Raw genomic sequence first — 21,920 nt, 5'->3', positions numbered from 1 at the left:
ATCCGGGCCGATTCGTGGTTGACTGCCTGGAGTGATTTCGGGTTGAAGGAGGGCACTGATGAGCGCTGTGTCGCCGGGGTTCACCGGGCGTCGGCGGGGTGGGGACGACCTGCCGCCGGGGCAGTACCTGACGCATGAGTTTCCGGTGCTGTCGGCTGGGCCGACGCCGCACATCCAGCCGGAGCACTGGGAGTTCACCGTCGCCAACGAGGCAGGTGAGCTGACCAAGTGGGACTGGAAGTCGTTCACCTCGCTGCCGAGCGAGAAGATCACCAAGGATCTGCACTGCGTGACCAGGTGGTCGAAGCTGGGCACCGAGTGGCGGGGTGTCTCGCTGGATGTGCTGCTGGCCGACGTCGAGACCGCCGCTGACTTCGTGATGGTGCACAGCTACGGCGGGTACACGACCAACCTGCCGCTCGAGGACCTGCTCGACGGCCAGGCCTGGGTCGCCTACGAGTACGACGGCGAGCCGCTGCACCCCGAGCACGGCGGCCCGGCCCGGCTGCTGGTGCCGCACCTGTACCTGTGGAAGAGCGCCAAGTGGGTGCGCGGCCTGATCCTGTCCGACACCGAGGACCTGGGCTTCTGGGAGACCGCCGGTTATCACGAGTACGGAGACCCATGGAAAGAACAGCGATACGCCGGCGACTGACCTGGCAGGTCGGCACCGTCACCGAAGTACGGGAGGAGACGGCGACGGCCCGCACCATCGTGGTGGACGTACCGGACTGGCCGGGGCATCTGGCCGGGCAGCACCTGGACGTGCGGCTGACCGCGGAGGACGGCTACCACGCCTCCCGGTCGTACTCGATCGCGTCCGCGTGGACCGGTACGACGATCGAGCTGACCGTCGAGCAGGTGCCTGACGGTGAGGTCTCGCCGTACCTGGTGGAGGTGCTCAAGGTCGGTGATCCGCTCGAGGTCCGTGGCCCGGTCGGCGGCTGGTTCGTCTGGAAGCCCGAGCAGGAAGGTCCGATCCAGCTGATCGGCGGCGGCTCGGGCGTAGTACCGCTGATGGCGATGTTGCGCGCCCACGCGGCCGAGGCGAGCACGCGTCCGGCCAGGCTCCTGTACTCCGTACGCAGGCCGACGTCGGTCATCTACGTGCACGACCTGAAGGCGGTCGCCGCGTCCGAGGACGTCGAGGTCACCTTCGCCTACACCCGCGAAGCGCCGCCGGGGGAGACCCGTCCACCGGCTCGCGTCGATGCTGAGCTGATCAAGTCGGTCACCTTCCCGCCGGAAGAACAGCCGACCGTCTATGTCTGCGGTCCCACCCCGTTCGTCGAGGCGGTGGCCGACCTGCTCGTCGAGGCCGGGCACGACCCGGCCCGGGTGAGAACCGAACGCTTCGGACCGACAGGAGGACCGCGATGACCGCGGATGTGCCGACTTACCTTGATGGCAACGCGGCAGCAGGAACGCTGCGCGAGCTGTTCGCCGTCGACATCACCACCGCCGTCGGCCAGTGCGCCGGCTGCGGCCGTACCGGCGTCTTCGCCGAGACCCACGTCTTCATGGACGCCCCCGGCCTGGTCGCGCGCTGCTCCGGCTGTGACGACGTCCTGCTCCGGGTGGTCACCACCCCCACCGACACCTATCTCGACCTTCGCGGGCTCACCTACCTCCGCTTCTCGAACCCGATCTGACTCAGGGCCTGCCGCAAGGCCGGATTGCAGCAACTGACATTGCACCCAGGTCGAATCGGCGTGGGGATGGGCTTTTTTGCTTCTAGCATCCGGCGCATGGAGATTCCTGGGCTTGGGCCGGTCGTGGAAGATGAGGCCTTCGAGGGGTACCGGAGCAAGGCCGTTCCGGTCGCGGTGCTCGGTGGGGTGGGGTGCGAGTTCCTTGTGCAGGGGTACGAGGAGCTCGAGGACCAGGAGGACTTCCATGCGGCGATCCGCAGCTTCCTCGCCCTCGGGCCGGGTGCGCTGGCCGACGCGCGGCAGGCCATCTACGGGTACTACCTGAAGGTGCGTGGCGAGCTGGGCATTGAGCTGGAGGTCCAGATCGCCGGCCCGGACGACGTGCTCGAGTACGTCCAGCTGGGGAACGAGCCCGAGGTGTTCCGCAACGACGACGGCGACGGCCGGATCTACGTGTCGCTGGAGTGCGAGTGCGACTGGGAGCCCGAGCACGGCCTGCAACTGGTCTTCCGCGACGGCAGCACCCTGACCAAGGCCGGCCGCTACGACGGCGAGGTCGACTAGTAACAGTCGGAAGGTCCCAAGAAGGTCAGCGTCGCGGTGGCTTGGTGCGTGACCGTCGGATCGTGTCGCGCTGGGTTTCGCCGACGGCTCGCTCGTAGGCGATGACCAGGCCCTGGATGGTGACCGGCTTGAACCGTTCGACCAGCTGCTGGATGTGCTCCGGCGGGCCGCCCGAGTCGCGGTAGTGCGGCCAGACCTTGGTCCGGAACACCTCGGTCAGCTCCTCGGCCAGCGCCCGGCCGTGCTCGCTGAAGATCCGCCCGACGTCGAGCACCGCGTCGACCGGCAGGTCCAGTTCGAGCAGCTCCACGCCGAGGCTGAGGTGTGCCGTCGCGACCTGGAAGACGTCCTCGTCCGGGGTCGGCTCGACCACGCCCAGCGCGATCAGCATCTCGATCTCGTCATCGGTCAGTTCACGGCCGGTACGCCGGATCAGCGCCGCCCGGTCCAGCGTCTCGGGCAGGTCCCGCATCCACGGGGTGAGCAGCGTCCGGTGCAGCGCGATGTCCTGGGGAGTCGCGTCGGCCGGGATGCGATCCAGGTAGCCCTCGATCGCCGAGAGGTTGAACCCGTGTGCCTGGAGTTCGCGGACCAGGTCGAGCCGGGCGATGTGCTCGGGGCCGTAGTACCCGACCCGGCCGCGGCGTACCGGCGGCGGGATCAGGCCGCGGCCCGCGTAGAAGCGCAGTGTGCGCACGGTCATCCCGACCCTCGCCGACAGCTCGTCGACGGTCAGGGTCGCCTCATCCGCGCTCACATCAGACATGGCCGAGATCATAACGACCCCCTCTTGACGACCATGACACCAGAACTGTCACAATCAGCGGGACGACTCGACCGACGGGATCCCCATGAGCACTGAAGCGTTTCTCTACGATGCGATCCGGACACCGCGCGGCAAGGGCAAGGCGGCCGGCGCGCTGCATGAGGTGAAGCCGATCCAGCTGATCACCGGCCTGCTCGAGGAGCTCCGGGTCAGGCACCCCGGGCTCGATGAACAGGCGATCGACGACGTCGTATTGGGCGTCGTCACCCCGATCGGCGACCAGGGCATGGACATCGCCCGTACTGCGGTCCTCGCGGCGGGCTACCCGGAGACGACCGGCGGCGTGCAGCTCAACCGCTTCTGCGCCTCCGGCCTCGAAGCCGTCAACCAGGCGGCGCAGCGGATCCGCTCGGGCTGGGAGGACTTCATCCTGGCCGGTGGCGTCGAGTCGATGTCGCGGGTGCCGATGGCCTCGGACGGCGGCGCCTGGGCGATGGACCCGGAGACCGCGATGCAGACGAACTTCATCCCGCAGGGCATCAGCGCCGACCTGATCGCCACCCTGGACGGCTTCTCCCGCACCGACGTCGACGCCTATGCCGCCGAGTCGCACGCCCGCGCCGCCAAGGCCTGGGCCAACGGCTACTTCGCCCGCTCGATCGTCCCGGTGACCGACCGCAACGGCCTGCAGATCCTGGACCACGACCAGCTGGTACGACCTGGTACGACGGTCGAGACGCTGGCCGGTCTGCCGGCGTCGTTCGCGGCCATCGGCGAGCACGGTGGCTTCGACTCGGTCGCCCTGGAGAAGTACGTGACTGTCGAGCGGATCGACCACGTGCACCACGCGGGCAACTCGTCGGGCATCGTCGACGGCGCGGCCCTGGTTGCTGTCGGCAACGAGAAGGCCGGCGAGGCGCTCGGCCAGGCACCGCGCGGCCGGGTGGTCGCGGCGGCGGTGAGCGGTACCGACCCGACGATCATGCTGACCGGCCCCGCGCCCGCCGCCCGCAAGGCGCTGGCGAAGGCCGGCCTCGAGGTGTCCGACATCGACCTGTTCGAGATGAACGAGGCCTTCGCGGCGGCCGTCCTGCACTTCATGAACGACCTCGGCGTCCCGCACGAGAAGGTGAACGTCAACGGCGGCGCGATCGCGCTCGGCCACCCGCTCGGCGCCACCGGCGCGATGCTGATCGGAACTTTGCTGGACGAGTTGGAGCGGCGCGAGCTCCGCTACGGTCTGGCCACCCTGTGCGTCGGCGGCGGCATGGGCGTCGCCACCATCATCGAGAGGTTTGCGGCATGATCGACTGGAAGAACGCCGACGGGGTCGTGACCTTGACGATGGACGACCCGGCCGCCTCGGCGAACACGATGAACGACACCTACATCGCCGCGATGGCTGCGACGGTCGAGCGTCTGCAGGCCGAGAAGGACACGCTGAAGGGCGTGGTGATCACCAGTGCGAAGTCCACTTTCTTTGCCGGTGGCAACCTTCAGATGCTGTCCCAGATCCAGCCGGAGAACGCGGCGGAGGTGTTCGAGACGATCGAGGAGGTCAAGCGCCAGCTTCGGGTTCTGGAGACGCTCGGCGTCCCGGTCGTCGCCGCGATCAATGGCGCGGCGCTCGGTGGCGGGCTGGAGATCGCGCTCGCCTGCCACCACCGGATCGTTGCCGACGACAACCGGATCGAGCTCGGCGTGCCCGAGGTGACGCTCGGCCTGCTGCCCGGCGGTGGCGGCGTCACCCGCACGGTCCGGATGCTCGGCCTGCAGGACGCGCTGATGAAGGTACTTCTCCAAGGCCAGCGGATGAAGCCCGCGCACGCCAAGTCGGTCGGCATCGTCGACGAGGTCGTCCCCGCCGACGAGTTGCTGGCCGCGGCGTACCGGTTCATCGATGCGTACGACGGTGACGCGAAGCAGCCCTGGGATCGCGACGGCTACAAGATCCCCGGCGGTAGTCCGTCCTCGCCGAAGCTGGCCGCGTTCCTCCCGGCCTTCCCGGCGAACCTGCGCAAGCAGCTCAAGGGCGCGCCGTACCCGGCCCCGCGAGCCATCATGAGCGCGGCCGTCGAGGGCAGCCAGGTCGACTTCGCGACGGCCAGCCGGATCGAGTCCCGGTACTTCGTCTCGCTGGCGACCGGCCAGATCGCGAAGAACATGATCAACGCGTTCTTCTTCGAGCTCCAGGCGATCAACGCCGGGGCGTCGCGGCCGGCCGGCGTACCGGCGTACAAGGCCCGCAAGGTCGGGGTGCTCGGCGCGGGCATGATGGGCGCGGGCATCGCGTACGTGTGCGCCAAGGTGGGCATCGAGGTCGTGCTCAAGGACGTCTCGCTGGAGGCGGCGGAGAAGGGCAAGCAGTACTCCGAGAAGCTGCTCGCCAAGCAGGTACAGAAGGGGCGGAGCACGCCGGAGAAGGCGGCGGTGTTCCTGAGTCTGATCACGCCGACCGCGGACCCGAACGACCTGGCCGGGTGCGATCTGGTGATCGAGGCGGTGTTCGAGAGCGAGGAACTGAAGCAGAAGGTCTTCGCGGAGATCGCCGGCGTGGTCGAGCCGGACGCGCTGCTGTGCTCGAACACCTCGACGCTGCCGATCACCTCGCTGGCCGACGGCATCGACCGGCCGGACGACTTCGTCGGCATGCACTTCTTCTCGCCGGTCGACCGGATGCCGCTGGTCGAGCTGATCGTCGGGGAGAAGACCTCCGATCGCACGCTCGCGAAGGCCTACGACGTGGTTCGGCAGATCAAGAAGACGCCGATCGTGGTCAACGACAGTCGCGGCTTCTTCACCTCGCGGGTCTTCGGCACGCTGGTGATGGAGGGTGCCGCGATGGTTGCCGAGGGCGTGAACCCGGTGACGATCGAGCGCGCGGCGACCCAGATGGGCTTCCCGGCGCCGCCGCTGGCGATGATCGACGAGGTGACGCTGACGCTGCCGATGAAGATCCGCGACGCGGCCCGGGCGGCCGGGGGCAGTGCAGGTGCCTTCGACGACCACCCGGGCATGGCGGTCGCTGAGCGGCTGGTGACCGAGTTCGACCGCAAGGGCAAGGCGGCGGGCGCCGGCTTCTACGACTACCCGGCGGACGGGCCGAAGCGCCTGTGGCCGGGTCTGTGGGAGCACTTCGTCCGCGAGGACGTCGACGTACCGCTGATCGACCTGCAGGAGCGGATGGCCTTCGCGATGTCGCTGGAGACGGTGAAGTGTGTCGAGGAAGGCGTTCTGCGCTCCACGGCCGACGCCAACATCGGCTCGATCTTCGGCATCGGCTTCCCGCCGCTGCATGGCGGGGCACTGCAGTACATCAACGCGTACGCCGGTGGTCTGGCCGGCTTCGTCGCCCGCTCGCGGGAGCTCGCGCACAGTTACGGCCCACGCTTCGAGCCGCCGGCGCTGCTGACCCGCAAGGCGGAGGCGGGGGAGAGGTTCGACTGAATCAAACTGTTGACAGGGCGTCCACGATGCAGGACTCTGTGCGAAGCCGGAGATGCTTAACGCGGTTAAGTAACTCTGATCCGCTCGTCACTGGAGGTGGACACGTATGCCTGCTCGTATCCCGAACGCCGGTCTGTCCCGGCGCGATCTGCTCAAGCGAACCGGTGGCCTCGCTGCCCTCGCGGCCTTCACCGCCGCTTGTGGTGGCAATACCGGCCGACCGTCGAGCAGTGGGGGAGGCGGCGGCAGCAAGGTCACGCTGTCGCAGTGGTACCACCAGTACGGCGAGGCCGGTACGAAGGAAGCCGCGCTCAAGTACGCGAAGGCCTACACCGACTCGACCGTCGGGGTGCAGTGGATCCCGGGCGACTACGGCGCCAAGATCGCCTCGGGGCTGCTGTCCAACAGCGGCCCGGACGTGTTCGAGAGCCAGCTGAACGTCGCGATGGTGAAGAGCGGCCAGGTGGTGCCGCTGGACGACATCCTCGGCGACGCCAAGGACGACTTCAACCCGAACGACCTGAAGACGAACACGATCGACGGCAAGCTCTACGGCATCAAGATGATCGACGACCCGCAGGTGTTCTACTACCGCAAGTCGATGTTCGACAAGGCCGGGATCAAGCCGCCGGAGACCGTCGACGACCTGATCGCGGCGGCCAAGGAACTCACCACCGACAAGGTGAAGGGCATCTTCCTCGGCAACGACGGCGGGGTGATCGCCGGTGGACCGGCGCTGTGGTCGTCCGGTGGCCAGTACCTGACCGATGACAACAAGCCGGGCTTCAACAACGCCCGGGCGGCTCAGGGCATCGGCAAGCTGCACCAGTTCTTCGCCGACAAGAGCACGCTGCTCGGCGCCCCGGCTGACTGGTGGGATCCGGGAGCGTTCGTCCAGGGCCTGACGGCGATCCAGTGGACCGGGCTGTGGGCGATGCCTGCCATCCAGAAGGCGCTCGGTGACGACTTCGGCGTCTTCGCCTACCCGAAGCTCGATGCCGAGGGCAAGCAGGCGCTGCCGTCCGGCGGCTGGACCCAGTTCGTCTCCGCGAAGAGCGCGAACGTCGAGGCGGCGAAGAAGTTCGTCAAGTGGCTCTGGGTCGACAACGCGGAGTTCCAGGAGGACTGGAACCTGAACTACGGCTTCCACATCCCGCCGCGCAAGAGTCTGGCGGCCAAGGCGACCAAACTGCAGAGCGGCGCCGCCGCCGAGGTGGTCAAGCTCAACCAGGACTTCGGCGTGGTCGACCGGCCGGCCTGGACGCCGAAGATGGCCACCGGTTTCACCGACCTGCTGAACAACGTGATCCGCAAGGGCGCCGACCCGACCGCCGAGCTGGCCAAGCTGGACAAGACCGTGAACACCGAGCTGGCGAGGCTCTTCGGGTGAGCCGGACGGCCACCCGGAACAACACGCTGTGGTTCTGGATCTTCACCGGCCCGTTCGTGATCGGCCTGCTGATCTTCAGCTACCTGCCGATCCTGTGGAGCCTGGTACTGAGCTTCTTCTCGGCCCAGAACACGGTCACGCCGACGGACTTCGTCGGGCTGCGGAACTACGTCGACATGCTGACCGACCGCAACTTCGTCAGCGCGCTGGGCACCTTCACGGTGTTCGCGATCTTCATCGTGCCGCTGACCTTCGTGCTATCGCTCGCGCTGGCCCTGCTGGTCAACCAGGTGACCGTGGCCCGGGCGTTCTTCCGCTCGGTCTTCTTCCTGCCCACCGCGTGCTCGTACGTCGTAGCCTCGCTGATCTGGAAGCTGTCGATCTTCAACGGCGTCCGGTTCGGCCTGGCGAACACGATCCTGGGCTGGTTCGGGGTGGACCAGATCGCCTGGCTGTCGACGGTCGACCCGCCGTGGTTCTGGCTGCCGATCGTCACCGTGCGGCTGTGGCTGCAGCTCGGCTTCTACATGATCCTGTTCATCGCCGGCCTGCAGCGGATCAACCCGACGCTGTACGAAGCGGCGTACGTCGACGGCGCGAAGCCCGGCTGGCAGGTGTTCCGGTTCATCACCTGGCCGCAACTGCGGGCGACCTCGGTCGCGGTGCTGCTGCTGAACCTGATCGCGGCCTACCAGGCCTTCGACGAGTTCTACAACCTGATCGGCGCCGACGCGAACTTCGCCCGGCCGCCGCTGGTCTACCTCTACAAGGTCTCGCTCGGCAACATCCAGGACCTCGGCCACGGCAGTGCCGGCGCGCTCATCCTGGCGGTGGTGATCATGTTGCTCACCCTGCTGCAGAGCAGGATCTTCGGTTTCGGAAAGGCGAACGACTGATGGCGGCGATCGAGCGGACCACCGGTACGCCGCAACCGATCGGCTACACCCGCAGCCCGTTGGGGGTGGTCGGGTCGGTCCTGCGCTGGGTCGCGCTCATCCTCGCGACGCTGCTCTTCCTGATCCCGTTCTACCTGGTACTGCGCAACGCACTGTCCACCGAGGCCGACATCACCGGCGTCGACTGGAAGTTCTTCCCCACCGATCTCCAGTGGGGCAACATCAAGGAACTGTTCGACGACCAGAACGTCCCGATGGCCCGGGCGCTCTACAACTCCGCGGTGATCGGCATCCTGGGCACCGGCGGACAGTTGCTGCTGGCATCGATGGCGGGGTACGGGCTCGCCCGGATCCCGTACAAGCATGCGGACAAGGTGTTCTACGCGGTGATGGCGACGCTGATGATCCCGGCCGCGGTGAGCTTCATCCCGAGCTTCATCGTGGTCTCCTCGCTGGGCTGGGTCAGCACATTGCGCGGCATGATCATCCCGACGCTGTTCAGCGGGTTCGCGGCGTTCCTGTTCCGGCAGTACTTCCTGGGCTTCCCCAAGGAGCTGGAGGAGGCGGCGCGGGTCGACGGGGCGGGGTACTTCACCACGTTCTGGCGGATCGTCGTCCCCAACTCGCTGCCGTTCTTCGCGGCGATCGCGGCGATCACCTTCATCGGCAACTGGAACTCGTTCATCTGGCCGCTGGTGATCGGCCAGGACGAGAAGTCCTGGACCGTCCAGGTGGCGATGTCGACCTTCATCACCGCCCAGACGGTCAACATCCACCAGCTCTTCATGGCTGCGGCGGTCTCGATCGTGCCGCTGGTGCTGATCTTCGCCTTCCTGCAGCGCTACCTGATCCAGGGCGTCACCCAGTCCGGCATCAAGGACTGAGTCTTCAGGGGTGGGGCGGCCAGGGGTCGCCCCACTCGGTGTCTCTTGCCGAGCGGTACAGCGGCCCCTGGCGCTTGGAGACGATCGTGTCCTCCAGGTCGCCGGCGTTCGTGCAGAGCCGGAGGGATACCAGTCCCTTGCGCTGCTGAGGATGCCGCAGTACACGGTTCTCGGCCGGCTCGGGAACTGCAGGAGTGCTGATGACGTAGGAGAACTTCTCGTCCTCGAAGCTCAGCTCGGCTCCCTTGGTCTGCCGGTGCGCCGCGCTGCGGTTGACCCGGCTGACGAAGTGGCACCAGTCGCGGCCGCGGGGGATGGGGCAGGCCAGGCTGTGCGGGCATGGTGCCACGATGCTGTGCCCGGCCGCGATCAGCTGGTCTCGTGCTGCCACGATCCGTTCGTAGCCGGTCGGTGTGCCCGGCTCGATGACGGCGACGAGCCCGCGCTGTGCGGCCAGTTGGCCGACCAGCTTCTCCTGCTGGGTGGTCGACAGTTCGCTGAGGACGTACGAGACAGTGACCACGTCGGCGGCGGCCAGCGTACCGAGGTCGTCGATCCGGCCGGCCTGCCACTTCGCGTCGCGAACCGCCGCGGCCTCAGCGCCCTTGGCGAGCTGCTGCCCGAGGGCGATTGCTTCGTGGACCTGCTCGACCACGGTCACGGACTTCAGCGACGGCCAGACGGTGGACGCGGCCCAGATCGCGGCGCCGGTACCTCCGCCAAGATCCAGCTGGCTGACTGGCTCGAAGCCAGGACGGGACGCCGCAGCCTGTTCGAGCGCGGCGCGCACCGCCCCGAACGTCGCGGGCATCCGGTACGCCGAATAGGTGACGACGTCCGTGGCCGACTTGAGGATCGGCGCGGTGGCGGCCACCTCTTCGCGGTACCGGGTGCTGAGCCGCTTGAATGAGCTGCTCAGCGCGGCACCGGACGCGCCGCTCGCCGCCGCGTCCAGTGCCTCGCGAAGGTCGCGGGGGAGGTCAGTCACCTGAAATCTGGTACGTCGGGGTGATGATGGCGCGGGCCAGCGTGTGGAAGGCGAGGTTGAAGCTGACCACGGCAGGGCTGGCGTCGTGGTCGATGTCCAGGGCCTCGACGTCGATCGCGTGGACCACGAAGTGGTAGTGGTGCACCTGGTCGCCGGGCGGCGGGGCAGCACCGGCGTACGCCTTGATGCTGTAGTCGTTGCGGAGGTGGAAGGCGCCGTTCTCGAGGCGCTCGGTGCTGCCCGCGTCGGTCGGCAGCTCGGTCACGTCGGCAGGCAGGCCGACCAGGACCCAGTGCCAGAAGCCGGACGGCGTCGGCGCGTCCGGGTCGAAGCAGGTGACGACGAATCCGCGGGTCTCGGCAGGGAAGCCCTCCCAGCTGAGCTGCGGGGACTTGTTGCCACCGGCGAAGGCCTGGTCGTCGCTGAGCGGCTCACCGTCGGTGACGTCGGTGCTGGTGACCGTGAACGATCCGACCTCGGGAAGCAGCTTGTACGGGTCCGGTGCGACGGGTCGATCGAGCGACATCTGGTGATCCTCCTGGGGATCTCGCGAAATGTGGTGAATCCGACATTACTGTCCACAGGTCAGCCGCATTGTCCGGGGCTGGTGGTCGGAGATGCGAAGATCGGAACTGGCCGCGTCCGGGCGGCCGTCGCGAGTGGAGGGATCAGCGGTGGAGGAGTACCTGGCCAGGATCGGTCCGGCCGACGAGGCCGCGATGCGGGTGGCGACGGAGCGTCAGCTGAGGCTGACGAAACCGGCCGGTTCCCTTGGCGTGCTGGAGGAACTGTCGGTCCGGGTCGCCGGGATGACCGGTGTGTGCCCGCCGGTGGTGCCGACGGCCGCCGTCGTGACGGTTTTCGCCGCTGACCACGGGGTGCATGCGCAGGGCGTCTCGCCTTGGCCGCAGGAGGTCACCGCCGCGATGCTCGCGAACTTCGCGGGCGGTGGCGCCGCGGTGAACGCGTTCGCGGCCAACAACCGGGTCGACGTGCGGGTGGTGGACGTCGGTGTCGCGTCCGACGTCGACGAGCTGGACATCGTGCACGCGAAGGTGCGCGCCGGGACGCGGGATCTCTCCGTCGAGAAGGCGCTCACGGTGGACGAAGTGCAGGCCGCGGTGGCGGTCGGCTTCGAGCTTGCTGATCAGCTGGTGCTCGATGGGTATCAATGCCTGCTCACCGGTGACATGGGGATCGCGAACACGACGGCATCGGCCGCGTTGATCGCGACCTTCAGCGGTGGAACGGCCGACGAGGTGACTGGCCGGGGGACGGGGATCGACGACGCGACCTTGGCGCACAAGACCGAGATTGTCAGGGCAGCGCTGGCGCTTCACGAAGTACCGGCCTCGGAGCCGTTGGCTGCGCTGGCGGCGTACGGCGGGCTGGAGCACGCTGCGCTGGCCGGGTACATCCTCGGCGCGGCTGCGAACAAGGTGCCGGTCATTCTGGACGGAGTGATCGCGGGGGCTGCGGCGCTGGTGGCGCAGGCGCTCGAGCCGGCGGTGATCGACTACTGCATCGCTGGGCATCGGTCAGCCGAGGCCGGGCACGCGGTGGCGTTGAAGACGCTGGGGCTGCAGCCGCTCGTAGATCTCGATCTGCGGCTGGGGGAGGGGACGGGCGCAGTACTGGCCTATCCGATCGTCACCTGTGCTGTGCGGGCGCTGGCGGAGATGGCGACCTTCGAGGACGCGGGGATCGAGGCGTGACGGCGCCGTACCTGTCCGGGCTGGTGCTCACCGGCCGCCGCGTGGTGGTCGTGGGCGGCGGTGGCGTCGCGCAGCGGCGGTTGCCGCGGTTGCTCGAGGCGGGTGCGCAGATCGACGTCATCTCGCCGGTGATCACGCCGACGATCGAAGGGCTGCTGACGAACCCGGATCTCCGCTGGGTCGAGCGTGGGTATGCCGATGGTGATCTCGAGGGCGCTTGGTACGTCGTGGTGGCGACCGATGATGCCGCGGTCAACGATCAGGTGTCGGCCGAGGCGGAATCGCGGCGGATCTTCTGCGTGCGGTCGGACGATCGGTCGCGCGCGACGGCGTGGACGCCGGCTTCCGGGCAGCACGATCAGGTGACCATCGGTGTGCTGGGTGGTGGGGATCACCGGCGGTCGGCGGCGGTACGGGACGCGATTCTGGAGTCGTTGCGGGTTGGTGCTCTGGGGGCGCGGGACTCGCTGGCCAAGAAGCCTGGCGTGTATCTGGTGGGCGGGGGTCCTGGGGATCCCGATCTGATCACTGTGCGCGGGCGGCGGTTGCTGGCCGAGGCGGATGTGGTCGTCGCGGATCGGTTGGCGCCGCAGCCGTTGCTGGAGGAACTGCATCCGGACGTGGAGCTGATCGACGCGGCCAAGTTGCCGCGCGGGCGGTCGGCGGCGCAGGAGGAAATCAACCGTCTGCTGGTCGATCGTGGGTTGCAGGGCAAGGTCGTCGTGCGGCTCAAGGGCGGGGATCCGTATGTGTTCGGGCGCGGGTTCGAGGAAGCGCTCGCGTGCGCTGAGGCAGGCGTGCCGTGGACCGTCGTACCGGGCATAACCAGCTCGATCGCGGTACCGGCGGCGGCGGGGATCCCGGTCACGCATCGCGGGGTGACGCACGAGTTCACGGTTGTCTCGGGGCACATCCCACCCGGCCATCCGGACTCACTGATCAACTGGGAAGCACTCGCCCAACTGCACGGCACCCTGGTACTGCTGATGGCGGTTGAGAACCTGCCAGTCATCGCCGCGACGCTGATTGCCAATGGCAAGGATCCCGCGACACCAGCAGCCGCGATTGCTGACGGCACCCTTCCGGGCCAGCTCCAGGTCAAGTCAGACCTGGCCGGCATCGCCGAGGCGATGTCAGCCGCCGGCGTGGGCGCCCCGGCCATCGTCATTATCGGCCAGGTCGTCGACATCGCCGGCCTCGCGACCCCGGGCACGCCCGCCTCGGGTGCGGCTTCCTCGTCTGATGGAGTGGTCGACGGTTCATGAGTCCGCTGGTTTCTGTTGAGGATGCCGCGGACGAGCGGCTGGGTGATTATGTCCAGTTGCGGGAGGTTAATCTGCGGCGGATGCTCGAGGAAGAGCATGGGTTGTTCATTGCCGAGGGCGACAAAGTGATCCGACGGGCGGCTGATGCGGGGTACGAGCCGCGGTCGTTCCTGCTGGCACCGCGCTGGCTGGACTCGCTCGCGGACGTACTGGAGAAGTGGCCCTCGGCCCCGGTCTACGTGGTCAGCGAGGAGCTGGCCGAGCAGGTCACCGGCTTCCACGTCCACCGGGGCGCGCTCGCGTCGTACCGGCGTCAGCCCGCACCAGATCTCGACACCCTGCTCACCGGACGCCGGATCGCGATCTTCGACGACATCGTCGATCACACCAACGTCGGTGCCGGCTTCCGCGCCGCTGCCGCGATGGGTGTCGACGCAGTGCTGATCACCCCCACCTGCGCGGATCCTCTGTACCGCCGCTCGATCAAGGTCTCGATGGGCACCGTCTTCCAGATCCCCTGGACCCGCCTCGCCACCTGGCCCGGCCCCCTCGACCTCCTGAAGGATCACGGCTTCGTCACCGCCGCCCTGGCTCTCACCGACGACTCGATCACCCTCGACGAGCTGACCGCGCGCCAGGACGCGAAGCTTGCCCTGATCTTCGGCACCGAAGGCCACGGCCTCAAACCCCACGTGCTCGAACGGGCAGACCTGACGGTCAAGATCCCGATGGCAGGCGGCGTCGACTCCCTCAACGTGGCATCCTCGGCGGCAGTGGCCTTCTACGCCACCAGACCCTGACCAGCGGGAGGCCGGAATGCTCACCACGGAACGCCTGCTGCTGCGTCCCTTCCGGGACGAGGATCTGCCGGCTTGGGCGGAGCTGAACACCGACCCCGAAGTGATTCGGTACCTCGGCGGCAAACCGTTGAGCCGGGCCGAGACGGACGGGATCGCGACGGCGGTCAACGCCCAGTACGAGGCCGAAGGTACCGGGTTTCTCGCGATCGAGCGGCGGTCCGACGGAGCGTTCCTCGGGGCAGCCGGGTTGACGCACGAGTCGTGGCATCCGGACGATCTCGAACTCGGGTGGCGGCTGGCACGGGAGTACTGGGGGAATGGTTACGCGACGGAGGCGGCCGCAGCTTGGCTTGCCTATGCGTTCACGGAGCTTGAGCTTCCCCGCGTGCTGGCCTCCACGGACACTCCCAATACCAAGAGCATCGCCGTGATGGAGCGCATCGGTATGGTCTTCGATCACGAGGCTCGGTTGGAGGAGGACGGTGAAGCGTTCGACGCTGTCGTCTACTCCATCACTCGAGAAGCCTGGCGCGACTCACATCGGTTTGGGAGCGGCGGGTAGCTCCACCATGACGCGCAGGCCGCCATCAGGACGAGGGGTGAGGGTGAGCGTTCCGTCGTGGGCTTCAGTGATGCTCTTGACGATGGCCAGGCCGAGGCCGACGCCCGAGTGGTCGGTGCGGACGCGTTCGTTGCCACGCTGAAACGGCTCGACCAGGGTGGCTACCTGCTGTGAGGTGAGCTTCTCACCGGTGTTCTCAACGATGAGTTGCACGCTCTGCGGGCGAACTCTGGTGGTGACCCACACGGTGCCCCCGGTCGGCAGATTGTGGACGATCGCGTTGTGCAGGAGGTTCGTGACCAGCTGGACCAGCAGGGTGCGGGAGCCCATCGTCGGCGTGATGTCACCGGCCGTCTCGATCGTGAGGCCGCGTTCCTCCGCGAGGGGGAGCACGGTTTCCGCCGCCTCCTCGGCTGCCAGCGAGAGATCGACGCGTTCGCGGGTGAACGATCGTTGGTTGGCGCGGCTGAGCACCAGCAGCGCCTCGGTGAGGTCGATCGCTCGGGTGTTGATGGAGTGCAGGTGCTCGACGAGTTTGCCGTTGTCGCGGTCGGGGTCGTTGCGGGCCACGTCGAGCAGGGTCTGGGTGATCGCCAGCGGGGTGCGCAGTTCGTGCGAGGCGTTGGCCGCGAATCGCTGCTGCTCGGCGTCGTGCGCCTCGAGCCGCGCGAGCATGGTGTCGAAGGAATCGGCGAGTTCGCGGAACTCGTCCCCGCGGCCTTCCAGTTGGATCCGGTGCGAGAGCGACCCCGCGGTGGCCAGCCGGGTCGCCTGCGTGATCCGGGTCAGCGGAGCGAGCATGCTGCCGGCCAGGATCCAGCCTCCGATCAAGCCGAAAGCCAGCAGGAAGACCAGCATGAGGGCCACCTTGGGCCCGAAGGCCGCCAGCAGATCGGAGCGGTCCGGAATGACCATCGGGCCGGGCGGCGAGGGTGTTCCGCGCACGTGAGGCTGCGGTGCACCGGTCGACGGCATCGGGTTGGCGATCACGTCGGGCACGTAGCGCAGCAGGAACACCCAGACGACCGCGAGCAGCAAGGCACCGGCGATCATCAGGAATCCCGCATAGCTGAGGGTGAGCTTCAAGCGGACGCTCCAACCAGGCTCCCTAGCCACGGTCACGTCCGGCGGCGGCGTCGTCGGACGGTGCCTCGATGCGGTAGCCGGCGCCGGCGACGGTGGCGATGACCCATGGCTCGCCGAGCCGCTTGCGGAGTACGGAGACTGTGATCCGCGCGGCGTTGGTGAACGGGTCGGCGTTCTCGTCCCAGGCCTTCGCGAGCAGTTCCTCGGCGCTGACGATGCCACCCTCGGCGGCGACCAGTACTTCGAGTACGGCGAACTGCTTGCGGGTGAGCGCGACGTACTTGCCGTCGCGGTAGACCTCGCGACGGAACGGATCGAGCCGCAGCCCCGCGATCTCCCGCACCGGCGGCCGGTTGTGGGCCCGTCGGCGGTCGAGCGCCCTGAGCCGGAGTACCAGCTCGCGCAGGTCGAACGGCTTGGTCAGGTAGTCGTCGGCGCCGAGCTCGAACCCCGAGGCCTTGTCGTCCAGCCGGTCGGCGGCGGTGAGCATCAGGATCGGCATACCGCTGCCGGAGGCAACGATCTGCTGGGCGATCTGGTCGCCGGACGGGCCGGGGATGTCGCGGTCGAGCACGGCGATGTCGTACTCGTTGATGGACAGCATTTCCAGCGCGGTGTCGCCGTCACCGGCGATGTCGGCCGCGATCGCCTCCAGCCGCAGGCCATCGCGGATGGCGTCGGCCATCACGGGTTCGTCCTCGACGATCAGCACACGCACATCATCGATGCTACGACTTGGTAGTTATCGTCGGCGTATCGAAATCCCCAAACCGGCCGGCAACACGCGGTTGCCTTGGCTGGTCACATGTCTGCCATCAAACCGGCGCCCGCAGCAGGTCGCCGTACCAGATTGACCGTCCGGGTGGCCTTTGTGCTCGCGAACGCGGCGCTCGCAGCCGTTTTCGTCCAGCAGGCGGTGGCCCCGACTTTGTTGTCGAGCGCATCGTCCAGCGACGCTCGCCATCGCGCGCTCGGGGAGCAGAACGGGTACGTCCCCGAAGGCGTGACGGTCTTCGACGCTGGGGTTCCTGCCGTCGCCAACCTCGATCCCTCGCTGCTCGGCGCTCTGCGGAGAGCCGCGACGGCGGCTCGGGATGACGGGGTCGAGTTCGTGGTGAACAGTGGGTGGCGCTCGGCGGCGTACCAGGAAGAACTGCTCAGCGAGGCGGTCGCGGAGTACGGCTCGAAGGAGGAAGCGGCCCGCTGGGTCGCGACGCCTGACAAGTCGCCGCACGTGTCGGGGCACGCGATCGACCTCGGCCGCGACGCGGCCGCGTGGTTGTCCAAGCGCGGCGGCGCCTTTGGGTTGTGCCAGATCTATGCGAACGAATCCTGGCATTACGAACTACGTCCGGATGCCGTGATTCATGGCTGCCCGGCGCCCTACGCCGATCCGACGCAGGATCCAGGGGGACAAGAATGACAACAGGAATCACGGTTTTCGGCTGTGAGCCGGACGAGGACGTGCTGTACCGGGAACTGGCACCTCATTTCGGCGTACTGCCGACCATCACCGCGGCAGCGGTATCCGAAGCGAATTCTGATCTGGCCGTCGGCAATCGCTGCATCAGCGTCGGCCACAAGACCCGAATCACGAATGCCACGCTGCTCGACCTCAGCCGGGCCGGCGTCGAGTACATCTCGACCCGGAGCATCGGCTACAACCATCTCGACCTGGAATTCGCGGCGCGGCTCGGCATCTTCGTCGAGAACGTCAGCTATTCACCCGACAGCGTGGCCGACTACACGCTGCTGCTGATGCTCATGGCGATCCGCGACGCGCGCGCCATGGTCCGGCGTACGGAGGTCCAGGACTACCGGTTGGGCGAGGTCCGCGGGCGGGAACTGCACGATCTGGTGATCGGGGTCGTCGGTACCGGGCGCATCGGCTCAGCCGTCGTGAACAGGCTGCGGGGCTTCGGGTGCCGAATCCTGGCCCACGACAGCCGGCCCACGACGTCTGCCGGCTATGTCTGCCTGGACGAATTGCTGCGGCTCAGCGACATCGTCACTCTGCATGCTCCACTCACGGCCGGCACCCATCATCTGCTGAATCGCCAACGACTGAAGCAGATGAAGCCAGGGGCGATCGTCGTCAATACCGGGCGCGGCGCGCTGATCGACACCGAGGCATTGATCGCCGCGCTGGAAGACGGCCGGCTCGGGGGAGCCGCGCTGGATGTCGTCGAAGGAGAAGAGGGAATCTTCTACGCCGACCACGGCGGCAAGGTGATCGACAACGGATCCCTGCGGCGGCTGCAGAAACTGCCGAACGTGATGATCAGTCCGCATACCGCTTATTACACCGATCGCGCCCTGCGCGACACCGTCGAGAACTCGCTCGTCAATTGTCTCAAGTTCGAAAGCAGGAGCCAGTATGCCTAGATCGAGAATCGGCGTCGTCTTCGGCGGTGTCTCCGAAGAACGCCACATCTCCGTCAAGTCCGCGCGGGAGATCGCGAAACACCTCGATCCGTCGAAGTACGAGCCGTATTTCGTCGGTATCACGCAGAGCGGCGCGTGGATGCTGTGTGACGGTCCTGGTCCGGAGTGGGAAGCGGGCCGCTGCCAGCCGGCTGTTCTCGCGCCGGACAGCAGCGTGCGTGGGCTGCTGGTCCTCGACGAAGGGAAGTACGAGACGATCCAGCTGGATCTGGTGCTGCCCGTTCTGCATGGCAAGTTCGGCGAGGACGGCGCGATCCAGGGGCTGCTGGAGCTGTCCGGGATTCCCTATGCGGGTTGCGACATCCAGAGCTCGGCGCTGTGCCTGGACAAATCTCTGGCCTACACGGTTGCCGGCGCCGCCGGGATCACCACCCCGGACTTCTGGACGGTGACGGGGGAGCAGGACATCGATCCGGACGAGCTCAGCTATCCGGTCTTCGTGAAGCCGGCCCGGTCGGGCTCGTCGTTCGGAGTCAGCAAGGTGGCTGACGCGTCCGAGCTGGCCGACGCTGTGGCGGTTGCCGGACAGTACGACTCGAAGGTACTGATCGAAGAAGCTGTGGTCGGGCATGAGGTCGGCTGCGCGATCCTGGGCAGCGATCCGGATCTGGTGGTGGGGGAGGTGGATCGGATCGCGCTGTCCCACGGCTTCTTCCGGATCCACCAGGAGAGCGCGCCGGAGCAGGGTTCGGACAACTCGACGCCGATCGTTCCCGCCGACATCTCGGCCGAGTCGCGTTCGCTGGTACGGGAGACCGCGAAGGCCGTCTATCGCGCGCTGGGCTGCAGCGGGCTGGCGCGGGTTGACCTCTTCCTGAAGCCGGACGGGCAGGTTGTCCTGAACGAGGTCAACACCTTCCCCGGTATGACGTCGTACAGCCGCTACCCGCGGATGATGGCGGCCGCGGGCCTGCCGTTCGCCGAGGTCATCGATCGGCTGGTGTCGTCGACGCTGGCGGGGGAGCGGCGGTGAAGGCCGACTTCGTCTACGTGGACGAGTTCACGCCCGGCTTGCGCTGGGACGCCAAGTACGCGACCTGGGACAACTTCACCGGCAAGCCCGTGGACGGCTACCTGGCCAACAGAATCGTCGGTACCAGGGCCTTGTGCTCAGCCTTGGCCTCGGCCCGCGAGAAGGCCGAGCCCCGCGGCTTCGGCCTCCTGCTCTGGGACGGGTACCGCCCGCAGCGCGCTGTCGATTGCTTCCTGCGGTGGTCGAAGCAACCGGAGGACGGCCGGACCAAGCCGCGCCACTACCCGAGCATCAGCCGCGCCGAGATGTTTGCCAAAGGCTACGTTTCCGCCAAGTCGGGCCACAGTCGCGGCAGCACCGTCGACCTGACGCTCTACCACCTGACCACCGGCGAACTCGCCCCGATGGGCGGCGACCACGACCTGATGGACCCGATCTCCCATCACGGCGCGACAGCCATCAGCCCGACCGAGTCCGCCAACCGCCAGGCGCTCCGCTCGATCATGGAGGCCTGCGGTTTCACCTCGTACGCGTCCGAGTGGTGGCACTACACCCTCACCGACGAACCCCACCCGGACGCCTACTTCGATTTCCCCATCACCTGACCGGAGCGCCTCAGGGCTGCAGGTCGGTTACCCCCTTGCCGCTCTGGATGTCGAACGGGACCGATGCCTGGTCGTGTACGACCAGCCATCGGCCGTCGAGCTTGCGGAAGCAGAAGGTGGCTCTGACCCACATGCCGTCCGTCGCCGTGCCGTCGGGCAGTGTTCCGCTCAGCCGGCCGAAGCAGTACCCGAAGGCGATCTCGGTGTCGACCTCCAGCCGCAGTTCGCGCACCTCGTACACCGGATCGGCGAGGAAGGTGAACACCTTCGCCCAGTTCCCGAGTTTCGCCTCCACCCCCACGTGCTCCAGCGGCGGCTCGACGTCGAACGAGACCACGTCCGTCGCGTACACCTGCCGCAGCACCTCGAGATCCCTGGCCCGGATGCCATCGACGATCCGGCCGATCTGCCGCCTGATGGCATTCTCGTCCAGCTCGCGTTGCGCTGACTTTCCTTCGATGCTGTTCATGCCGCTCCGACGACCCGGCCCGGTGAATCGTGAGGTCGCTAACCTCGTGCCCGTGAACCTCTTCGCGGCGGCCGGCGCCGAGCTCATCCGGATCGTCTCTGCCGTGCAGCCCGATGCGTGGAACAACAACACCCCCGCTGACCTGACCGTCCGCGAAGTCGTCGACCACGTGGCCGCAGGCAACATCTTCGCCACCCGCCTGCTGGCCGGCGCCTCAGCTGTCGAGGCGGTCGCCGGGCTCGACGCGGATCAACTGGGCGACAACCCGCTCGCAACCCTGACCTGCTCCTGCGAGGCCCAGGAGCAGGCCTTCGCCACCGCGGATCAGGCTCTCGTCCTCCATCACCCGAGCGGAGACATCAGCTACGACACGTTCGTCCGCTTTCGCGCCGGCGAGCTGGTTGTCCACGCCTGGGACATCGCCGTCGGCGCCGGTCTCGACCCAACGCTGGACCCGGCCGTCGTCAGCGCACTCTGGACGATCGTCGAGCCCCACGTCGACTCCATGCGCGCCATGGGCACCTACGGCCCCGGCGCCAGCAACACCCTCCCGCCCGACGCCTCCCCGCAGTCCCTCCTGCTGGACGCCTTCGGCCGGCGGCCGGCCGGCTAGTCGGGCAGGATTCCGGTTTCGATGACGTGGGCGGCGATGGTGTTGAGGCGTTGGTTGCGGTCCTGCGAGTACCGGCGGAGAACGGTGAAGGCCTGGACGGCATCGAGGCCGTAACGCTCCATCAGCCGGCCGACCGCCTGGCCGACGACCTTGCGCGAGTCGACAGCCTGGATCAACGACGTCTGCAGCCGGGCCGAAGCGATCGCGATGGAGGCGTGCAGGGCGAGCAGCCGGGCTGACTCGCGGTCGATGTCGCTGAAGTCGAGCGGCTGTGCGGAGACCAGGTTCAGCACCCCACTGGTGGAGTGTTCGGTGTACAGCCGGATCGCCAGCACACCGCGGATCCCGTACTCCGCCGCGGTCGGCGCCCACTCCGGCCAGCGGGTCTCGGTGGTGGTGTCGGCCACCAGCACCTCGTGGTGATCGGAGATCGCCAGCAAGCTGGGCCCCTCCCGGAAGTCGAGCTGGAGCTGATCGGCCTTGGTGATCAGCTCGTCGGTCGCCGCGACCGTCTCCGCCCGTCGGCGGCGCATCAGCATCACCGACGCATGGTCGTAGCGCAACGCCTCGGTCGCGAACTGCAATACACCCTCGACGGTCGCCAGCGTTCCGTCCTGGTCGTGCAGGTTCATGGCCAGCTCACCGAAATCGCCGGCTTGGCTCATCCTCTGTCACCCTTCGTAACAGCAGATCTCACTACTGGCGCCGTGTTCTCGACGCCGAAAAGCAGCAGCAATTATGTCTCAGCCCGCCGCGGCCGGGCGGCGAGGACCACGATCACGAGTACCCGGATCGCCACC

At 67.6% G+C, this 21,920-nt stretch carries 25 protein-coding genes; 18 read left to right on the top strand and 7 right to left on the bottom strand.

What is annotated here, in order from left to right; all coding sequences use genetic code 11:
• The first annotated feature begins 58 nt into the window (after positions 1-58).
• From ACIA12_RS07765 to ACIA12_RS07750, 4 genes are all read left to right on the top strand, one after another.
• Positions 59-655: a molybdopterin-dependent oxidoreductase gene (locus tag ACIA12_RS07765; RefSeq protein WP_396366132.1), complete on the top strand. Its 597-nt coding sequence runs from the start codon at positions 59-61 to the stop codon at positions 653-655.
• The gene (locus ACIA12_RS07760; RefSeq protein WP_396366131.1) at positions 625-1,380 is read left to right on the top strand and encodes a ferredoxin reductase; all 756 of its coding nucleotides are present in this window, start codon (positions 625-627) and stop codon (positions 1,378-1,380) included. The genes ACIA12_RS07765 and ACIA12_RS07760 overlap by 31 nt, the downstream gene beginning before the upstream one ends.
• Positions 1,377-1,652, top strand: a complete 276-nt coding sequence (locus ACIA12_RS07755; RefSeq protein ID WP_396366130.1) for a DUF6510 family protein — start codon at positions 1,377-1,379, stop codon at positions 1,650-1,652. Before ACIA12_RS07760 ends, ACIA12_RS07755 begins: the two co-directional genes overlap by 4 nt.
• Positions 1,653-1,748: 96 nt before the next feature.
• Positions 1,749-2,216, top strand: a complete 468-nt coding sequence (locus tag ACIA12_RS07750) for a DUF6985 domain-containing protein (protein ID WP_396366129.1) — start codon at positions 1,749-1,751, stop codon at positions 2,214-2,216.
• Positions 2,217-2,241: 25 nt separating this feature from the next.
• On the opposite strand, the gene ACIA12_RS07745 is transcribed toward ACIA12_RS07750, so the two are convergent.
• On the bottom strand, positions 2,242-2,982 hold the full coding sequence (locus ACIA12_RS07745; protein WP_396366128.1) for a MerR family transcriptional regulator: 741 nt from the start codon (positions 2,980-2,982) through the stop codon (positions 2,242-2,244).
• An 85-nt stretch (positions 2,983-3,067) separates the two neighbouring features.
• Here ACIA12_RS07745 and ACIA12_RS07740 point away from each other — a divergent pair, with 85 nt between their 5' ends.
• From ACIA12_RS07740 to ACIA12_RS07720, 5 genes are all read left to right on the top strand, one after another.
• The gene (locus tag ACIA12_RS07740) at positions 3,068-4,288 is read left to right on the top strand and encodes an acetyl-CoA C-acetyltransferase (protein WP_396366127.1); all 1,221 of its coding nucleotides are present in this window, start codon (positions 3,068-3,070) and stop codon (positions 4,286-4,288) included.
• Entirely contained in the window at positions 4,285-6,429 is a 2,145-nt protein-coding gene (locus ACIA12_RS07735; RefSeq protein WP_396366126.1) for a 3-hydroxyacyl-CoA dehydrogenase NAD-binding domain-containing protein, read from the top strand. Before ACIA12_RS07740 ends, ACIA12_RS07735 begins: the two co-directional genes overlap by 4 nt.
• Before the next feature lie 106 nt (positions 6,430-6,535).
• A complete protein-coding gene (locus ACIA12_RS07730) occupies positions 6,536-7,819 on the top strand; it encodes an ABC transporter substrate-binding protein (RefSeq protein ID WP_396366125.1) in 1,284 nt (427 codons plus the stop codon).
• A complete protein-coding gene (locus ACIA12_RS07725; protein WP_396366124.1) occupies positions 7,816-8,715 on the top strand; it encodes a carbohydrate ABC transporter permease in 900 nt (299 codons plus the stop codon). The genes ACIA12_RS07730 and ACIA12_RS07725 overlap by 4 nt, the downstream gene beginning before the upstream one ends.
• Positions 8,715-9,599, top strand: coding sequence for a carbohydrate ABC transporter permease (locus ACIA12_RS07720; protein ID WP_396366123.1), 885 nt, complete (start codon positions 8,715-8,717; stop codon positions 9,597-9,599). The genes ACIA12_RS07725 and ACIA12_RS07720 overlap by 1 nt, the downstream gene beginning before the upstream one ends.
• Before the next feature lie 4 nt (positions 9,600-9,603).
• Here the strand turns inward: ACIA12_RS07720 and ACIA12_RS07715 are convergent, their stop codons facing one another.
• Positions 9,604-10,587 (bottom strand): small ribosomal subunit Rsm22 family protein, encoded by a 984-nt coding sequence (locus ACIA12_RS07715; RefSeq protein WP_396366122.1) that lies wholly within the window; start codon positions 10,585-10,587, stop codon positions 9,604-9,606.
• Positions 10,580-11,113 carry a YbhB/YbcL family Raf kinase inhibitor-like protein gene (locus ACIA12_RS07710; RefSeq protein ID WP_396366121.1) on the bottom strand — a complete coding sequence of 178 codons (534 nt, stop codon included), beginning with the start codon at positions 11,111-11,113 and terminating at the stop codon, positions 10,580-10,582. The genes ACIA12_RS07715 and ACIA12_RS07710 overlap by 8 nt, the downstream gene beginning before the upstream one ends.
• A 91-nt stretch (positions 11,114-11,204) precedes the next feature.
• Here ACIA12_RS07710 and cobT point away from each other — a divergent pair, with 91 nt between their 5' ends.
• Genes cobT through ACIA12_RS07690 form a run of 4 tightly spaced genes read left to right on the top strand, consistent with a single transcriptional unit; the run spans position 11,205 to position 14,929 of the window.
• Entirely contained in the window at positions 11,205-12,302 is a 1,098-nt protein-coding gene (cobT, locus tag ACIA12_RS07705; protein WP_396366120.1) for a nicotinate-nucleotide--dimethylbenzimidazole phosphoribosyltransferase, read from the top strand.
• Positions 12,299-13,567 carry a uroporphyrinogen-III C-methyltransferase gene (gene cobA / locus ACIA12_RS07700; RefSeq protein ID WP_396366119.1) on the top strand — a complete coding sequence of 423 codons (1,269 nt, stop codon included), beginning with the start codon at positions 12,299-12,301 and terminating at the stop codon, positions 13,565-13,567. The genes cobT and cobA overlap by 4 nt, the downstream gene beginning before the upstream one ends.
• On the top strand, positions 13,564-14,367 hold the full coding sequence (locus ACIA12_RS07695) for a TrmH family RNA methyltransferase (RefSeq protein ID WP_396366118.1): 804 nt from the start codon (positions 13,564-13,566) through the stop codon (positions 14,365-14,367). The genes cobA and ACIA12_RS07695 overlap by 4 nt, the downstream gene beginning before the upstream one ends.
• Positions 14,368-14,383: 16 nt before the next feature.
• Positions 14,384-14,929, top strand: coding sequence for a GNAT family N-acetyltransferase (locus ACIA12_RS07690; protein WP_396366117.1), 546 nt, complete (start codon positions 14,384-14,386; stop codon positions 14,927-14,929).
• On the opposite strand, the gene ACIA12_RS07685 is transcribed toward ACIA12_RS07690, so the two are convergent.
• Both ACIA12_RS07685 and ACIA12_RS07680 read right to left on the bottom strand, forming a co-directional pair.
• Positions 14,903-16,045 carry a sensor histidine kinase gene (locus ACIA12_RS07685; RefSeq protein ID WP_396366116.1) on the bottom strand — a complete coding sequence of 381 codons (1,143 nt, stop codon included), beginning with the start codon at positions 16,043-16,045 and terminating at the stop codon, positions 14,903-14,905. The two genes, ACIA12_RS07690 and ACIA12_RS07685, sit on opposite strands and share 27 nt — an antisense overlap.
• Positions 16,038-16,733 carry a response regulator transcription factor gene (locus ACIA12_RS07680; RefSeq protein ID WP_396366115.1) on the bottom strand — a complete coding sequence of 232 codons (696 nt, stop codon included), beginning with the start codon at positions 16,731-16,733 and terminating at the stop codon, positions 16,038-16,040. Before ACIA12_RS07680 ends, ACIA12_RS07685 begins: the two co-directional genes overlap by 8 nt.
• Before the next feature lie 87 nt (positions 16,734-16,820).
• Here ACIA12_RS07680 and ACIA12_RS07675 point away from each other — a divergent pair, with 87 nt between their 5' ends.
• The 4 genes from ACIA12_RS07675 to vanX are packed head-to-tail and all read left to right on the top strand — an operon-like array spanning position 16,821 to position 20,038.
• A complete protein-coding gene (locus ACIA12_RS07675) occupies positions 16,821-17,438 on the top strand; it encodes a M15 family metallopeptidase (protein ID WP_396366114.1) in 618 nt (205 codons plus the stop codon).
• The gene (locus ACIA12_RS07670; RefSeq protein ID WP_396366112.1) at positions 17,435-18,400 is read left to right on the top strand and encodes a D-isomer specific 2-hydroxyacid dehydrogenase family protein; all 966 of its coding nucleotides are present in this window, start codon (positions 17,435-17,437) and stop codon (positions 18,398-18,400) included. Before ACIA12_RS07675 ends, ACIA12_RS07670 begins: the two co-directional genes overlap by 4 nt.
• Positions 18,393-19,433 carry a D-alanine--(R)-lactate ligase gene (gene vanA / locus ACIA12_RS07665; protein WP_396366111.1) on the top strand — a complete coding sequence of 347 codons (1,041 nt, stop codon included), beginning with the start codon at positions 18,393-18,395 and terminating at the stop codon, positions 19,431-19,433. The genes ACIA12_RS07670 and vanA overlap by 8 nt, the downstream gene beginning before the upstream one ends.
• Complete coding sequence (gene vanX / locus ACIA12_RS07660; protein WP_396366110.1) at positions 19,430-20,038, top strand: D-Ala-D-Ala dipeptidase VanX; 609 nt, start codon at positions 19,430-19,432, stop codon at positions 20,036-20,038. The genes vanA and vanX overlap by 4 nt, the downstream gene beginning before the upstream one ends.
• 10 nt (positions 20,039-20,048) lie before the next feature.
• Here vanX and ACIA12_RS07655 read toward each other — a convergent pair whose 3' ends face one another.
• Positions 20,049-20,507, bottom strand: a complete 459-nt coding sequence (locus ACIA12_RS07655) for a YybH family protein (RefSeq protein WP_396366109.1) — start codon at positions 20,505-20,507, stop codon at positions 20,049-20,051.
• A 52-nt stretch (positions 20,508-20,559) separates the two neighbouring features.
• Between ACIA12_RS07655 and ACIA12_RS07650 the strand changes: the two genes are divergently transcribed.
• A complete protein-coding gene (locus ACIA12_RS07650) occupies positions 20,560-21,120 on the top strand; it encodes a maleylpyruvate isomerase family mycothiol-dependent enzyme (protein ID WP_396366108.1) in 561 nt (186 codons plus the stop codon).
• Here the strand turns inward: ACIA12_RS07650 and ACIA12_RS07645 are convergent.
• Entirely contained in the window at positions 21,117-21,785 is a 669-nt protein-coding gene (locus tag ACIA12_RS07645; RefSeq protein ID WP_396366107.1) for a GAF and ANTAR domain-containing protein, read from the bottom strand. The genes ACIA12_RS07650 and ACIA12_RS07645 overlap by 4 nt on opposite strands.
• Positions 21,786-21,920 lie beyond the last annotated feature (135 nt).

It is taken from the genome of Kribbella sp. NPDC051620 (assembly GCF_044453825.1).
Taxonomy (GTDB): Bacteria; Actinomycetota; Actinomycetes; order Propionibacteriales; family Kribbellaceae; genus Kribbella.
The sequence above is the reverse complement of the archived record's forward strand: the minus strand, read 5'-3'. Positions and strand labels throughout refer to the sequence as shown.

Coding starts and splice junctions, on each gene's coding strand:
- ACIA12_RS07735 (WP_396366126.1), top strand. CDS start 4,285: ATGATCGACTGGAAGAACGCCGACGGGGTCGTGACCTTGACGATGGAC.
- ACIA12_RS07760 (WP_396366131.1), top strand. CDS start 625: ATGGAAAGAACAGCGATACGCCGGCGACTGACCTGGCAGGTCGGCACC.
- vanA (WP_396366111.1), top strand. CDS start 18,393: ATGCCTAGATCGAGAATCGGCGTCGTCTTCGGCGGTGTCTCCGAAGAA.
- ACIA12_RS07655 (WP_396366109.1), bottom strand. CDS start 20,507: ATGAACAGCATCGAAGGAAAGTCAGCGCAACGCGAGCTGGACGAGAAT.
- ACIA12_RS07755 (WP_396366130.1), top strand. CDS start 1,377: ATGACCGCGGATGTGCCGACTTACCTTGATGGCAACGCGGCAGCAGGA.
- ACIA12_RS07670 (WP_396366112.1), top strand. CDS start 17,435: ATGACAACAGGAATCACGGTTTTCGGCTGTGAGCCGGACGAGGACGTG.
- cobT (WP_396366120.1), top strand. CDS start 11,205: ATGCGAAGATCGGAACTGGCCGCGTCCGGGCGGCCGTCGCGAGTGGAG.
- ACIA12_RS07750 (WP_396366129.1), top strand. CDS start 1,749: ATGGAGATTCCTGGGCTTGGGCCGGTCGTGGAAGATGAGGCCTTCGAG.
- ACIA12_RS07690 (WP_396366117.1), top strand. CDS start 14,384: ATGCTCACCACGGAACGCCTGCTGCTGCGTCCCTTCCGGGACGAGGAT.
- ACIA12_RS07745 (WP_396366128.1), bottom strand. CDS start 2,982: ATGTCTGATGTGAGCGCGGATGAGGCGACCCTGACCGTCGACGAGCTG.
- ACIA12_RS07710 (WP_396366121.1), bottom strand. CDS start 11,113: ATGTCGCTCGATCGACCCGTCGCACCGGACCCGTACAAGCTGCTTCCC.
- ACIA12_RS07675 (WP_396366114.1), top strand. CDS start 16,821: ATGTCTGCCATCAAACCGGCGCCCGCAGCAGGTCGCCGTACCAGATTG.
- ACIA12_RS07730 (WP_396366125.1), top strand. CDS start 6,536: ATGCCTGCTCGTATCCCGAACGCCGGTCTGTCCCGGCGCGATCTGCTC.
- ACIA12_RS07765 (WP_396366132.1), top strand. CDS start 59: ATGAGCGCTGTGTCGCCGGGGTTCACCGGGCGTCGGCGGGGTGGGGAC.
- ACIA12_RS07695 (WP_396366118.1), top strand. CDS start 13,564: ATGAGTCCGCTGGTTTCTGTTGAGGATGCCGCGGACGAGCGGCTGGGT.
- ACIA12_RS07740 (WP_396366127.1), top strand. CDS start 3,068: ATGAGCACTGAAGCGTTTCTCTACGATGCGATCCGGACACCGCGCGGC.
- ACIA12_RS07645 (WP_396366107.1), bottom strand. CDS start 21,785: ATGAGCCAAGCCGGCGATTTCGGTGAGCTGGCCATGAACCTGCACGAC.
- ACIA12_RS07720 (WP_396366123.1), top strand. CDS start 8,715: ATGGCGGCGATCGAGCGGACCACCGGTACGCCGCAACCGATCGGCTAC.